Source organism: Clostridium sp. (assembly GCF_021372645.1).
Lineage (GTDB): Bacteria > Bacillota > Clostridia > Clostridiales > Clostridiaceae > Clostridium.
This window is the reverse complement of record NZ_JAJFUC010000009.1, coordinates 33,623-49,621: the sequence shown is the minus strand read 5'-3', so window position 1 is coordinate 49,621 and position 15,999 is coordinate 33,623. Positions and strand designations below refer to the sequence as shown.

Sequence of the window (15,999 nt, the reverse complement as noted above, 5' to 3'; positions counted from 1 at the left end):
GTTTTATAAATACATACGCTATAGAATTATAAATGACTAAGACATAAAAAAATATTATATATCTTTCCACATATTACTGGAGCGTAAAATAAAAATATACATAGACACATACCATCCTTCGCACTCTTTTTATATGTGTATATTTTTAACAACCAGTGTAATCGTAATTTCATAGTCATTGTTACAATCAAACTATACCATTTTATATTCTTTTATTGAAGAAGTTTTTCTACCTCCATCATTTTCTTTCTTATACACTTGAATACATGATACTGAAAATCCAATAAGAATCCAATATGAAAATACATAAGTTATGGAACTTGGACCAAAACTTGCTGGTTCAAAAGCCATTAGCCCTGCAACTGCTGCAAAACACATAATACTTTTTTTCCTTATACCTATGATTAAATTTCCAATAATCAAATATAAATAGTAGATTCCATATAATGCTATACCTAGCAATCCAAAATCCCCTAAGATTTCAATTGGATATGCATGAGGACTATATACTGAACCTGTATTTCCATTGTTTTTTATAAGCTGCTCCACATTACCTACACCATAACCTTGAAAATGCTTATCTGTCACAACTCCATTATATACAACTTTTATAATTTCCATCCTATGCAACGTAGATCCTTCCTCTGTAACTTCACCTTCTGTAATTTCTCCTAATGACTGTAATTTACCAGATAAACTAGTCTGTAGTGGTTCTCCCTCTACCGGCTTTATTCTTAAAATTAGACTGCTATAATTATAAGCTAAAACAAAACCCAATATTAATACTAACGGAAAAATCATTTGCCTAATCCCTAATTTTCTTATACTGAATACTGAATAAATAATAAATATTGAAAATCCAAATAAGAATGCAAAAAAACCAGTTCTTGAAGTAGTCATTATCACCAATGAAAAGCCTATAATACAAATTACTGTAAACCAAATCTTTGCTACTATATTTTCAAACTTATAAATCGCAAATAGGCAAATTGGTGCCATTATTGCTAAAGTTGCTGTTAAATTATTTGTATTAAATGAAAAAGCTATTGGTCTAGCCTCTATAGTATTAATCTGCCATTGCGGTAAACTATCTCTAAAGGAATCGTAATAATGCTTTATTGGTAATTGTTGCCCTAAAAGTACTTCTACCAAACCAACAAAAATTATCATTGAAATTAGAAATAATAATATATTTATAGTCTTTTTAATTTTTTCTTTATTCACATTATAAATCATCATATCGACAATAAATGCAAACATCATTAAATAAATAGCAATATATTTAATTGCTAAAGTTCTATTCAATGCCCATGCTATACTAACGCACATATAAATAAACCAAATTAAATATATTGATAAAATCTTTCTATCTAAATTCATTAAAACGTTTCTATCTTTAAATACCTTATATAATGACATAAGTGTAAATGCAACTAAAACTATATGAAACATATATATGTTTTGTATTCCTGGAACATATAGTGCATAATCATAGAATGCAGATACTAAAAGCACAGCATAGAGTAGATTATAAACATCCTTATCTTTCATTATAAATGTCGCTACTAATAGCGTTATTATGTACATGCCCATTATTAAGTAACTTCCATTTGCTATTCCCAAAAATCCTGTAATAGCAAATATAATTGCTATTACAATATTTCTACTCATGTCTTCTCTAGTCATAACTACTCCTTATCTGCATTATCTGCAGCTACTTCATCTTTATTTTTATAATGATATGTTGGCACAATTTTTTGCATTTGACGCTTAATTTCTGCTATATCATTTAAATCTAATAAACTCTGTAATTGCTCAAGTTTTTGTTTTAAAGTATCCATATTTTCAAACATTGGTTTGCCTACATATATTTTTTTGTGAACAGTATCTTCTAAACCTTCTTCACTCATTAAAAGTTCTTCGTATAATTTTTCACCGGGCCTAAGTCCTGTAAACACAATTTTAATATCTCTATTAGGTTCAAGACCTGAAAGCTTAATTAAATCACATGCTAAATCATAAATCTTAACTGGTTTTCCCATATCTAAGACAAATATTTCTCCACCTTTAGCAAATGCTCCTGCTTGAAGTACTAATTGAGCAGCTTCTGGAATTAACATAAAGTATCTAATAATTTTTTTATGAGTTACAGTTACAGGTCCTCCATTAGCAATTTGTCTTTTAAATAATGGTATTACTGAACCATTACTTCCAAGTACATTACCAAATCTAACTGCAACAAATTCAGTTTTACATTGCTTATCCATAGCTTGTATAATCATTTCACATAATCTCTTTGTTGCTCCCATAATGTTAGTTGGATTAACAGCTTTATCTGTTGAAATCATAACAAATCTTTCTATATTAAATTCGCTTGCTTCTAAAGCTAAATTCAATGTTCCAAACACATTATTTTTTATAGCTTCTTTAGGACTATCTTCCATTAAAGGCACATGTTTATGAGCTGCAGCATGAAATACAACATCTATTTTATATTTGGCAAATACTTCATGTAATCTCTTCCTATCTCTAACTGAACCTATTAATACAGTAAGGTTCATATCCGGAAAATCTTCTTTAAGCTCATTTTGAATGTCATATACATTATTCTCATAAATATCAAATATTATAAGTCTTTTAGGATTATATATAGCTATTTGTCTACAAAGTTCTGAGCCTATAGAGCCACCTCCACCAGTAACTAATATAGTTCTTCCTTCTATGTAATCTGAAATTCCTTTATTGTCCAATTGAATAGGATCTCTTCCAAGTAAGTCTTCTAAATCAACATCTTTAATCCTACTAACTGTAGCATCTCCATTTAATATCTCATACATTCCAGGAATTATTTGTAGTTTACAATTAGTGTTCTTACAAATTTCAATTATTTCAGCTTTATTTTTGGCATCAAGAGATGGAATAGCAATTAAAATCATATCAATTTCTTGTTCTCTAGCAATATAGGGTATGTCGTGTCTATTTCCTTCTATTTTAACTCCTGATATTCTTTTCCCAAGCTTATTTTTGTCATCATCTATTAGAGCTATCGGATTATACTTTAATTCTCTTCTTGCCATCATTTCATTAATAATCATAGTTCCAGCAGAACCCGCTCCAACTATCATTACCCTTCTTTGATCTGCAGAATACTTAAATGGTATGTACAAAAGTGTTCTTCTATAAACTCTATAAAGAATTCTATAACCTAGCACAAAGAAAATACTTAAAAGTATTCCTACCACTGAAACATTTAAGGGAATAGTAGAACCAAAAATTCTAGTATATCCAATGGATAATATACCTGCTAAAATATTTCCACCAACACCCAATAAAAATTCATCTGTACCAGTTAAATGCCATAAACTTTCATACATTTTAAACAAATAAAAACATATTATATAAATTAAACTTAAAGCTATGACATCATTAGTATATATCTTTGCAATTTCTGTAAATGCTGCACTTTGTGTTATATTTATGGAAAAAAGGTATGCTAAATTAACCATAAACAAATCAATTATCATAATTATTAATGTTTTCCAGTTTTTCATTCTAACTTTCCTCCAATCTGGAAAGATTTTTGCTAATTAAAAGCAAGTCAAATCTTAAAAATTATTTTCTCCGATAGCTAACATCCGTAACACTCGCTCTTCTTCAAGTTGGAGATAACAGCTGCACGTTCCTGGACGAGGTGCCCCTTGGGGGTATAGGTTCAACTAGATTCAGCTGAAGTTGAAACTCCACCTGAAAAGTTTCACTTTATATTACTAAAAACTTTTAATAAAATATTAGGGAAATACAATATCCCCTTACATTGAATTAAATACCTAATATAATTCTTATTAAATTTTTGTATCTTATAAGTTCTTAAATATTCTTTAACCTTTTCTTTATTTAAGAATTTAAAAAGATCTTCATTAAAGTTCTTATCTCTTGATAACACAGAAAAAATATGAGCTATTGCATATGGAATTTTGTATTCTACTAAAAAGTTTTCTATTTCTCCTAAATCACCATTTCTTTTTACATAATCCAATAAATCAACATATGAATAATAGCAATCAAGATGCTTTAGAGATATTACATTAGTTACTGATGACTCCCATCTAACATAAAACATCAATGTTCTATTAACAGATATAATTTTGTCCATATTAAGTAATGCTTTAACCGTGAATACAATGTCTTCAGCATATTTTCTACTACTATCAAAAAATATACTATTTTCTTTGATTATTGAAGTTTTATATAAAGCACTTCCCATTCCAATAGTAATGTCACAGCTTAATTGCTTTAAAGCAGCTTCTCTTCCGTTTATAAAATCTTCTAAAAATCCAGTTGTACTTTCAATTAACACCTTATCTTTTGAATCAACTTGAGCATAATCACAAAAAACCAAATCACAGTTACAAATTGATGCCTTTTCGTACATAAACTTAATATAATCCTTATGAATATAATCATCAGAATCTAAAAAACAAACATATTCTCCTTTTGCTTCACAAAGCCCCTTATTTCTTGCAACACTAACTCCACTATTTTCTTGGCTTATGATTCTATAATTTACATCTGAATTTATAAGTAAATTTTCAGCTATTTCAATACTTTTATCCTTAGAGCCATCATCTATAAGTAAGAATTCAAAATTCTTACAACTCTGATTTATAACTGAATTTATAGTTTTCTCAATGCATCTTTCTACATTATAAACAGGAGTAATTATAGACACACTTACCAATATTATTCACTACCTTCACTAAATTATATTGTTTTTGATTCATTATAAAACATCTGAAAAATCACTGTTCAAATTTTTACACATATTATCATTTTATTTATTATATATATTCTCTTTGAATTATACTAACATTGTTAACTATATGCAATATTTAGTATTTTTCTTAAGTAAAATTTCATAATTATATCTTTAGTCCTTTAAGTTTTTTCATTTCTTTTGCATGCCATACCCGATCTTCCTCTTTTGGCATTGTCATATAATCACCATATAATTTCGTTAAAATAGTATCATAATTTTTTGGTGCATAAAAATACTTTCCTTCAAATTCTAATTTAATCAAATCAAAATAATCTGATTTTTTATAAACATACTCACTCCAATAAGTATCAACACCATATCCCATAAACTCTGATTTTGGATCATTCCACTTAATTAGATAGTTGAAAAATCTTAATCTCCTCTTATTACGAAATATTTTTGCAATTAATATATAAAATAAGAAAGTTATTTTGTTTTTAAAACTTAAATGCTCTGGCATATCTCTAAGTCTTTTAAAACTCTTTAGAATATTGTAGCTTAATGTACGTTGTATTTTATATGTAATCTTAAGCTTTGGCAAACTATCATATGGAAATACATCTATGAATATTCCATTATGCATATTATAATTTTCTTCTGTTCCATCTTCTAAAAACAAGGTATTATTATACCTTACTTTACATGGTGTTGGGTAAACATTGTAATACTTATCAGTTTCAAAAGTTTGCAAAAACAAATGCTTTGGAAGCTCTTTTTTTGCTATTTCTAAGAATTTATTATACTCTTCTCTTGGCATTCCTATATCAACATCATCATCCCATGGGATAAATCCTTTATGTCTCACAGCTCCAATTAAAGTTCCTGCATCTAAAAAGTATTTAATGCCATGTTTTTCACATAACTCATGAACATCCTTCAAAACATCGACCATAAGCATTTGAGCATCTCTTAAGCTTAAATCCTCATACTCATCTTTATTATATGTATAATTATTATCCATATTGATTTACACCTTATCCTTAAATATTATACTAGTAAATTAGTTTTTTAAAGTAAAAATAACCCTATATATTAATGAAAGGTTATTTGGGCATGTGCCTTATTTAAATTTATTTATTTTTATAGATTTAGCATATAATTTTAATGCAAAACCAAATTCATGTACATAAAGAAGTCTTTTGACAAAACTATTGAGCCATTTATTTACATATTCTACAACTTCCACTTTTTCTTCAGTGTATAACTCTTCTAAAAATTGTTTTTTTATTAAGTTTTTATATTCTTTTTTATTATTTATATATAAATTTTTACTTAGTTCTAAAGTTTGACTATACATTAATTGAGTTTTAGTATTAGAAAAACTTTCTCCATATATTCTATACTTAAATAAATACTCTGGAATATTATGAATTTTAGTTACTTTAGCCATTCTTGTCCATAGCTCATAATCCTCAACAGCAGAATATTCTTTACTTCCATATAAATTTTGTTTAAACAATTCAGTTCTACCCATTATACTTCCATGAGCTAACGGACAATTTAATGATAAAAATAATTTAATTAAATCATTACTTGATGGATAACTTACATTACGTTGTTCGGTGCCTTCACCATCTATAACAGTATAATAAGTTCCAACTAACCCATATTCCAAGGAATTTTCCAAAAAATTCACTTCTTTTTCTAATCTGTTGGGCATAGAAATATCATCGCAATCCATTCTTGCTATATATTTACCTCTTGCAATTGATATACCTTTATTTAGTGATGCAATTAACTTTAAATTTTTCTCATTATTAATTAATCTTATACGCGAATCATTATATGATTCAATTATTTTCACACTATTATCAGTAGATCCATCATTTATTATTAAAAATTCAAAGTCAGTAAATGTCTGATTTAGTATACTTTCCATAGCCTCTTTTAGAAATTTTTCTCCATTATATACTGACATTAAAACAGTTACCATAGGTTCATTCATTTTTTATCACCTCTTATATTTTTGCATAATTATTATATAATTTACAAGCATAAATACATCTAACACTAAATGCTCCTATTAAAATAATATATAATTATTATTTTTGAATCAAACATATTTATTTTACCACTTAAGCACTGTACAAACAACATTTAGAGTAGATACTAAAACTAATGTATAAAATTTAATTTTTATGCAAATATAATGATGAAAAACAAATAACTTCGAGCTTTATCAAACCATCTACATGGAGTAAAAAAGAAATTTTATAATAACAAGAAAGACAAAAGCTGAACAAAAAGTAGTTCAACAAAAAATGTTTGCGTATAATGAATATGAACATGATTTTTATGTAGTTAACATGGAGGTTAATGCAAATGAATGAATAGATTTCTATAAAAAAAAGCCGTAGTACATCGTACTACGACCTTTGTGGCAGGGGCACTAGGATTTGAACCCAGAACCAATGGTTTTGGAGACCACTACTCTACCGTTGAGCCATACCCCTAGGACATTTAGTATTGTATCATGCAATTATAGTTTATGTCAAGAAATATAGAAATTTAATTTATTAAGCCCTAACCTCGCATCAGAAACATCAAAAAATATAATTATGTAATAAACTGTTTAAATGTGTATATAATAAAAACAGTACTTTTTTTAAATTCTTCTTGTCTAAGTATCAATGTTATCCTATAATAAAGTAAAATGCTTTGATTATCAAAATATTTTGTCATCGAATTTTCTCGTGAAAGGATATATGTAAAATGAATTTTAATTCACTTAAAATTGGAAATTTAATTGCTCCTATTCCTATTATTCAAGGAGGAATGGGGATTGGTGTTTCATCTTCTAACTTAGCTTCTGCTGTTGCAAATGCTGGTGGTATTGGTATCATTTCTGCTGCACAACCTGGTTATAATGAAGATGACTTTGAGAAAAACCCTTTAGAGGCAAATTTAAGAGCTTTAAAAAAGCATATTACTCTTGCAAAAGCTAAAGCAGCAAATGGCATAATAGGAATTAATGCTATGGTTGCAAGTACTAACTACGAGGAGCATATAAAAGTTGCAATAGAAGCTGGAGTTGATTTAATAATATCTGGTGCTGGACTTCCTACTATGTTACCTAAAATAGTAAAAGGTTCTTCTGTAAAGATTGCACCTATTGTTTCTTCTTTAAAAGCTGCAAAAGTAATATTAAAACTTTGGGATAAACATAATAATGTAGCTCCAGACCTTGTTGTAATTGAAGGTCCAAAAGCTGGTGGTCATTTAGGATTTAAATTAGAAGAATTGGAAGATGAAAATCTAGATTTTGATAAAACCGTTATAGATATAATAGCTGAAACAAAAAAATATGCTGAAAAATACAACAAGGAAATTCCAGTAGTAGTTGCTGGAGGAGTTTTTGATGGATATGATATTGCTAAATATCTCAAACTGGGTGCTAATGGTGTTCAAATGGCAACTAGATTTGTAGTAACTGAAGAATGTGATGCTTCTCAGGCATTTAAAGATGCATATTTAAATTGTTCAATTGATGATGTTCAAATAGTAAAAAGTCCTGTAGGAATGCCTGGGCGTGCTATTAGAAATCCTTTTGTTAAAAGAACTCTTACTGAAAGAGAAAAAATAACTCATTGCTACAATTGTTTAACACCTTGTAATCCTGCTAATACTCCTTACTGTATAAGTAAAGCTTTAATAAATGCAGTAAATGGCAATGTTGATGAAGGTCTTATATTCTGTGGAGAAAATGCTAGCAGACTTACAAAAATGACTACTGTCAAAGAGCTTATGGATGAATTAGTTTCAGAAATCAAGAAAGCTTAAATTTTTTATAAAAATGGACTGTTACAAAGATAACCTTTATATAAAGCAACTCTTTGTAACAGCCCATTTTACTTTTTATGAAATTGTAATATATATGATCTTACAATTAGTCAATTATATATTTTGGCAAGCTATTACTTCAACTTCACATAAAACTGCTTTAGGAAGTTCTTTTACAGCTACGCAAGAACGTGCTGGATTACTAATGAAATATTTAGCATAAATTTCATTAAACTTAGCAAAATCACTCATATTAGCAATAAAGCAAGTTGTTTTGATTACATTATTAAAATCAATGTTATTAGCTTCTAATATAGCTGAAATATTCTTCATAACTTGTGTTGCTTGCTCTTCTATATTTGTACCTATTACTTCACCTGTTGCTGGATCTAAAGGTATTTGTCCTGATGTAAATAATAAATCTCCAAATCCTACCGCTTGAGAATATGGTCCAATAGCTGCTGGAGCTTTTTCTGTCTTTGTCACTTTTAACATTTCTCATTCCTCCAAATTAAAATAAATTTTACATTAAATTATACTCTATAGTTGCAGTTTTCACTGTGGGTATCTATCTTTTATGATCCACATTCTACTTCATCTCCAATTAAAATTTTAATACCATGCTCTAATTCTGATATAATATAATTTAAACTTTCTCTTACAGATTCTGTTATTCCCGACACTAGTCTTTCACCTATTTCAAGAGTAGCCTCTGGTGTACTATCCCTTTTTGAAAATCCTGTTCCACCTGTTGTGATAATTAAATCAACAATACTATTATTACATAAATCTTTCACTTCATCACTTAAAATTTTTTGTTCATCAGTAAGAAACGAAAATCTACGTTTTTATCTTTACTCCCATATTTTGCCCTTACTTTCTTACATACCTTTTCCAAAGCCACAATTAGGATATGTACATATATTACATGATAAACATAACCCTCCGTGACCCATAACTGCTAAATCTTCACCATTCAATTTTACATTTGCCATAATTCTTGGTAAAACTAAATCAAAAATAGTACGTTTAGAGTACATTACGCATCCTGGTAATCCAACTATAGGAATATTTGCGTTATAATATGATAATAAAAACATTGCTCCAGGCAATACTGGTGCTCCATAAGATATAATTTCTGCACCTGTATTTTTTATTGCACTCGGAGTTAAATCATCGGGGTCAACACTCATTCCTCCTGTACAAATTATCATATCTGCGCCTTTGTTTAAGAATTGATTAATTGCATTTGTTATATTCTCAAGGTTATCATCAATTATTTCTTGACCCAAAATTATAACATCATATTCTGATAGTTTTTCCAAGATAACAGAACCAAATGTATCCTTAATTCGTCCATGAAAAACTTCATTTCCTGTGGTAACAATTCCAACTTTTTTATGTTTATATGTTAAAAGATTGAGTAATGGCTTGTTTCCTCCTATTATTTTAGCAACTTCCATCTTTTCTTTTTCTATAACTAACGGAATAATTCTAGTTCCTGCTAATTTATCTCCTTTTTTAACTGGAAAATTGTTATGACGAGTAGCAATCATCATTTCCCCTAAGGAATTAATCTTATTTAATCTGTCTACATCAATTTGCAAAAGACCATCAACATCTGCTATAAGTTCAATCTTTCCTTCTTTAACTTCACTTCCGCTCATATTTTCGCCCTTACAAATGTCAAAAAGAATATCCGCCGCTTCATTTTCGTGTAACATTTTCTCTGATTTTTCCCATATATATATATTATCTTTGCCTAAAGAAAGTAATACTGGGATATCTTCCTTTTTAATAATATGTCCTTTTCTAAAAGCAGCATCTTTAGTTACTCCTTTTATTATTTGCGTAATATCATGACATAAAATGTGACCAACTGCATTTGTTGTTTTTATCATTTTCATTTATATTACCTCCTTCTCTCTTGTATTTTCATTAGGTATATGAAAGAAAATAACAAATCAAAGATACCGTTTTAAATTAATAATATAATTCCTTTGATTATTTTTTATTTAATTACTATAGGTTTATGACTTTTATCAACAACTTGACCAATAACTCTTGCATATGAAGTAAATGTTTCAATTCTTGATAGAAATTCTTTAACATTTTTTTCCGAAAGTGAAAGCAGTAATCCACCTGATGTTTGTGGATCTATTAACACGTCTTGTAGCTCCTGTTTAATATTTGAAGCTAAAGTGAACTTATCTTTTAAATAATCAAGATTATTGTACATTCCTTCAGGTATAATGCCCATTTTAGCATAGTCTAGTGCTCCATCTATAATAGGTACAGAATCACTAAAAATCTCTATTGTTTTATTACTACCACTTGCCATTTCATAGCTATGCCCAATCAAACTAAAACCCGTTATATCAGTACATGCATGTACACCAAGTCCAGATGTACATTCTTTAGCATACTTATTTAATGTAGACATTATAGATGTAACTTCATTAATTTTACTTTCAGTCAACAATTCTGCTTTTGCAGCAGTATTCATTATTCCAATACCTAATGGTTTTGTAAGGACAAGTATATCTCCAGTTTTTGCATTACTATTTGAAAGGATTTCACTTGGATGTGCAAATCCACTTACACAAAGACCATATTTAGGCGTGGGATCTGCTATAGTATGTCCACCAGCAATTACTGCACCAGCTTCTTTAACTTTGTCATATCCACCAGCAAGTATATCGTGCATAATTGCTATATCTAAGCAAGAAGGAAAGCAAAGTAAATTCATAGCTATTGCAGGATTTCCACCCATTGCATAAATATCACTGAGAGCATTAGCCGCTGCAATTTGGCCAAAAGTATAAGGATCGTCTACCACTGGTGGAAAGAAGTCTACTGTTTGAATTTCTACTGTATTATCATTAATTTTATATACACAAGCATCATCATTAGTATCAAATCCCACAAGTAATTTTGGATCTTCAAACTTAGGTAAAGTACTCAAAACATTATGAAGCACATCAGGTCCTATTTTGGCAGCACAACCTGAACTTTTAGTTAAATTAGTAAGTTTTATATCTTTTGGCATATGACATATCCTCCTTAGCAATTGACAATTGGTTACAATGTGATAACCTTTGATGCTTCTTTCATGCAGTTTGTTATATCATACATGTTACTTACTTTTCCTACCTTTAACTTTTCTTCAAGTCCATAAAAGTTAAGACATGCACCACAAACTAATGTTTCAACCCCATTTTTCTCCAGCTCCTTTAAATGTTCTATTGCTTGATCATTTAATGTAGGAACTTTTACTCCATCATTCATAAATAAAATTGATTTTGGTAAATCATGTGATTCTGAAATTGTATAAAAGTACATTTTCATTAGTGATTTTCCTAGTTCTTCACTTCCTGCACCAATAATATCCTTTCCAATAAATACTGACCATGTACCTAAATCCTTTTTATTTTCTTCTAATTTTGCCAATATTTCATTACATTCTTCAGACTCCTCAGCTCCACTCACCTTATCTGAATCCTTTGAGAAATAGATTTTAAATATTCCATTACCTTCTTCTAGAGATGATATAAAATCTTGACTATTAGCTAACTTTTGAAGATTTTGCACAGCAATGTTATTATCAACTTCAACTATAAAACTATTATTTCCACCGTCTATCTCTTTCTTTGCCATTATTACAGGTATTGGACAATTCTTACCTTTTGCATCAATTCTCTTATTCATTTAGCATCCCCCCAATTTTTTATAAGGCATATGAAATAAAATTATTATCCTTTCTAAATTATTTCAACATAGAATTTAAATATAAAATTGCCTCTAAAACGCCCCCTCCAATAGATCTAGCTTTATCTGAAATTGTAAAACAATGATTTTTCTCACATCTTGGATCAATATCTCCACTTTTCATTCCTTTAAATACGTTAACATCTTTTTGAAGCATTCCACGTACTATACCATCTATTTCTGCAAAAATTGGAATCCCATTAACGTAGGCTACAATGTCGCCTTTTTCTACATAGTCTCCTATTTTAGATACAGGTAATATCTTGCCATCATTTGTAGCTCTAATTATTCTTTCTTCAGTATATCCACCAATTTCTCCAGGTACACCTGAATTAGGTATAGCGCTTCCACTGTATATTGCCTTTCCTAAATAATGCCCTCTTTGGGTTTCAATAACACAATGACAATCAACACCAGCTGTAAATCCTGGTCCAAGTGCAACAACAATTGAGGCATCATTAATATTTGTTCCTAAATTTTCTTTTGCAATTATAGCATCAACTACTACATCTGGCTTAAGGTCTTTTAAAATTTCTGCTTTTTCATCTACTATTACTGCAACATTTCCTTGTTTGATAACCTTCTTAGCTTCCTCTGTCTCTGAAACAAGGGTCGCTTTTATGCCTTCTACTTCTGCATTATTATCATATACAGCTTGTGAAAATGCTACTGTTCTTCTAACTGTAGTAGGTTCTGAGATTTCTGTCATAACTATATTAAATCCACATTTTTTTAATCTATAAGCGACCCCTGTTGCTAAATCTCCAGCACCTTTTATTAATGCAATCATTATTACTACACCTTCTCATCTAAAGTAATTGTTGGCTTTCTATTATAATTAATTTCTACATTTTTAATTGCAATTGAACATTTATTATTTCATACTAGATTCCTTTTGGATATTGAATTGGATTTATTCTTACAAAGTCAATTCTTATTTCACTTTCTTAATAGCAGATTTTAGCTTGCGGTAATACGTATTATCTAGAGGATAACTATATCTGAATATACCATCTTTTTTATAGTACGCATTTTGACATGCTGGAGCACACATACAACACACAATTTCACCAATTCCCTTAGCACCAAATGCAATACTATCAGGATTATTTTTTTCAACTAAATGGACTTCAACAGTTGGCATTTGAGATGCCTTCAAAAGACCTAAAGTTCCTAGCTTTGCTTGAGGAATCCCATCTTTTAGTGGGAAGTCTTCCGTTAAACCATATCCAAGGCCCATAGCTACCCCACCTTCTACCTGACCTGTGGCTGAAAGAGGATTGATTGCTCTGCCAATATCATGAGCTGCAACAACTTTTACTAATTTTCCAACCCTATCGATAATAACAAGTTGTGTTGCGTATCCATAAGCAATATGACTCACTGGATTAGATTTTGAAGAGCCAATTGGATCTGTTTTAAAATCAAATTCTCCAATATACTCTTTACCGTGAAGTTCTTCCAATGTATATCCTTCATCCAAATCAACCTTTAATTTCAATGATGATTTATGTGCTGCTTCTCCAGCAAATGTAGTTTGACGAGATGCAGTTGTAGTACCTGAGTCAGGTGTATATTTTGTATCAGGCTGTTCAATAATAATTTGATTTGGAGCTAGCCCTGTTGTTTCACAAATTATTTGTAACAATACCGTTTGTATACCTTGCCCAATTGCACCAGCAGAAGATCTAGCATGAACTTTCCCATTTATTATTTTTAAATTACAACGTCCTATATCAGGAACTCCTACTCCCACACCTGCATTTTTCATTGCAGAAGCAATTCCCACATAATAGTTAGGATCTGCTTCATATTTATCAAAATCTTCTTTTACTGCTTCTAAAGTTTCTGCCATTGCAGTACCACCATCTGCAATTTGTCCATTTGGCAGTGATTGTCCAAGTCGAATTGCATTACGATAGCGTATTTCCCACCCAGAAATGCCAACATTTTCTGCTAACTGATTTATTAAACATTCTACAACTGCACAAGATTGTGTTACTCCAAAGCCGCGGAATGCACCAGCTGGTGGATTATTAGTGTAATAAGCATTTCCTTCAATATCTACATTTTGATAATTATAAGGGCCTCCAGCATGAGTGCAGGCTCTTTGGAGAACAGGGCCACCAAGAGAAGCATAAGCACCCGTATCAGAAGTAATTCTAGCTTTCATTCCTTTGAAAATACCATTTTCATCACAGCCAATTTTGCAATAAATATCCATTGCATGACGTTTCGGATGATAGTTAATGCTTTCCTGACGGCTAAAAGATACTTTTACAGGTCGTTTGGTGAGATAGGCACAAAGCGCCGCTTGATGCTGCACACTCATATCTTCCTTACCACCAAACCCTCCGCCAACAACAGCACTTTGTATTCTTACTTTTTCCAGTGGAATGCCGAGATAATTACTAAGTTCATGGTATTCATCATAAATACCTTGTGCCCCTGTAATAACCATTACTCCATCTCCATATGGTAATCCAATAGCAGTTTCAGGTTCCATAAAAGCATGTTCAGTTGGTGGAAGCTTAAATGTGCCTTCTACTACAAATTTAGAATTTGCAAGTGCAATTTCTGCATCCCCTCGTTTTACTTCCTGATGATCAAATAAATTTTTTTCTGGAATTCTAAACTTTCCAAAGTACATAAAACCTTCTCCATGAACTTGGTGAGCACCTTCAGCAGCAGCAGCTTTAGTATTACAAATTGCTTCTAATTCTTCATATTCTACTTCTACAACCTTTACAGCTGCCATTGCTTCTTCTCTTGTTTCTGCTACAACCATTGCAAGAGTATCTCCGCAACACTTTGTTTCTTCTCCTACATCAATCATTCCTGGCCAGTCTTGTGCTAAGTGACCGATATATCTCTTTCCTGGAATGTCCTTCACAGTATATATAGCAACAACTCCCGGCATTTTAAGAGCTTTGCTTATATCGATAGATAGTATTTTTGCATGTGCATACTTACTAAATACATTCTTCCCATACAGCATACCATCATAACTATAATCATCTGCATACTTTGCTATTCCTAGCGTTTTAGCACGAGCATCAACTCGGCAAGTTTTCTCTCCAACCTTCCCTGTTTGCTTTAGTTCAGGCACTTCTAAGTTTTCTCTTAGCATTTTTGCTGCTAAAAGAATACCCTCTTCAATCTTGGCATATCCAGTACAACGGCAAATATTAGTACGAATCGCTTGTTTTACGTCTTCTCTCGTAGGATTTGGATTTTGATCGATTAAGCATTTACCGGATATAACCATTCCCGGAATGCAAAATCCACATTGTACAGCTCCTGCAGTGGCAAAGGCATATACTAATACGTCTCTTTCTCTTTCTGTAAATCCTTCTATAGTCTGTATCTTTTTCCCTTCTAGTTTAGAAAGCTTTTGTATACAAGCGCGAGTTGTCTTTCCATCAATAATAACAGTGCAAGTTCCACAGGCACCCTCTTTGCATCCATTTTTTACCGATGTTATTTTAAGCTCTTCACGCAGAAAATCCATCAATGCCATATCTATTTCTGATTTATAATCTTTACCATTTACATTTACTTTAAACATATAAAATTCCTCTCTAAAAACTCATATAAGATTAACAGTTATTTAAATTTACACTTTTAAATTCATT

General features: G+C 30.4%; 12 protein-coding genes, 1 tRNA gene and 1 pseudogene. 1 reads left to right on the top strand and 13 read right to left on the bottom strand.

The genetic code is table 11. From position 1 onward, the window contains the following. Positions 1-192: 192 nt before the first annotated feature. From LLF98_RS01245 to LLF98_RS01220, 6 genes are all read right to left on the bottom strand, one after another. Complete coding sequence (locus tag LLF98_RS01245) at positions 193-1,686, bottom strand: O-antigen ligase family protein (RefSeq protein ID WP_291700038.1); 1,494 nt, start codon at positions 1,684-1,686, stop codon at positions 193-195. A 2-nt stretch (positions 1,687-1,688) separates the two neighbouring features. Further along, entirely contained in the window at positions 1,689-3,551 is a 1,863-nt protein-coding gene (locus LLF98_RS01240; protein WP_291700036.1) for a nucleoside-diphosphate sugar epimerase/dehydratase, read from the bottom strand. Positions 3,552-3,754: 203 nt separating this feature from the next. Then, complete coding sequence (locus tag LLF98_RS01235; protein WP_291700034.1) at positions 3,755-4,738, bottom strand: glycosyltransferase; 984 nt, start codon at positions 4,736-4,738, stop codon at positions 3,755-3,757. A 181-nt stretch (positions 4,739-4,919) separates the two neighbouring features. Further along, a complete protein-coding gene (locus tag LLF98_RS01230) occupies positions 4,920-5,777 on the bottom strand; it encodes a LicD family protein (protein WP_291700032.1) in 858 nt (285 codons plus the stop codon). A 99-nt stretch (positions 5,778-5,876) separates the two neighbouring features. Next, positions 5,877-6,761, bottom strand: coding sequence for a glycosyltransferase (locus LLF98_RS01225; protein ID WP_291700030.1), 885 nt, complete (start codon positions 6,759-6,761; stop codon positions 5,877-5,879). Positions 6,762-7,194: 433 nt separating this feature from the next. Next, a tRNA-Trp gene (locus LLF98_RS01220) sits at positions 7,195-7,269 on the bottom strand. Between the two features lie 259 nt (positions 7,270-7,528). Here LLF98_RS01220 and LLF98_RS01215 point away from each other — a divergent pair. Continuing rightward, entirely contained in the window at positions 7,529-8,596 is a 1,068-nt protein-coding gene (locus tag LLF98_RS01215; protein WP_291700029.1) for a nitronate monooxygenase family protein, read from the top strand. Positions 8,597-8,710: 114 nt separating this feature from the next. On the opposite strand, the gene LLF98_RS01210 is transcribed toward LLF98_RS01215, so the two are convergent. The 7 genes and pseudogenes from LLF98_RS01210 to xdh all read right to left on the bottom strand — a co-directional run bounded on the left by LLF98_RS01210 (position 8,711) and on the right by xdh (position 15,932). Beyond that, positions 8,711-9,091 (bottom strand): RidA family protein, encoded by a 381-nt coding sequence (locus LLF98_RS01210; RefSeq protein ID WP_291700027.1) that lies wholly within the window; start codon positions 9,089-9,091, stop codon positions 8,711-8,713. Positions 9,092-9,171: 80 nt separating this feature from the next. After that, positions 9,172-9,417, bottom strand: a pseudogene (locus tag LLF98_RS01205) (molybdopterin-binding protein); the annotation flags it as partial. Between the two features lie 60 nt (positions 9,418-9,477). After that, positions 9,478-10,503, bottom strand: a complete 1,026-nt coding sequence (locus tag LLF98_RS01200; protein WP_291700025.1) for a molybdopterin-binding protein — start codon at positions 10,501-10,503, stop codon at positions 9,478-9,480. A gap of 104 nt (positions 10,504-10,607) precedes the next feature. Beyond that, on the bottom strand, positions 10,608-11,645 hold the full coding sequence (selD, locus tag LLF98_RS01195; protein WP_291700023.1) for a selenide, water dikinase SelD: 1,038 nt from the start codon (positions 11,643-11,645) through the stop codon (positions 10,608-10,610). Between the two features lie 32 nt (positions 11,646-11,677). Continuing rightward, positions 11,678-12,304, bottom strand: a complete 627-nt coding sequence (gene yedF / locus LLF98_RS01190; protein ID WP_291700021.1) for a sulfurtransferase-like selenium metabolism protein YedF — start codon at positions 12,302-12,304, stop codon at positions 11,678-11,680. Between the two features lie 58 nt (positions 12,305-12,362). Continuing rightward, positions 12,363-13,154, bottom strand: a complete 792-nt coding sequence (gene yqeB / locus LLF98_RS01185; RefSeq protein ID WP_291700019.1) for a selenium-dependent molybdenum cofactor biosynthesis protein YqeB — start codon at positions 13,152-13,154, stop codon at positions 12,363-12,365. 144 nt (positions 13,155-13,298) lie between these two features. After that, the gene (gene xdh / locus LLF98_RS01180) at positions 13,299-15,932 is read right to left on the bottom strand and encodes a selenium-dependent xanthine dehydrogenase (RefSeq protein WP_291700017.1); all 2,634 of its coding nucleotides are present in this window, start codon (positions 15,930-15,932) and stop codon (positions 13,299-13,301) included. Positions 15,933-15,999 lie beyond the last annotated feature (67 nt).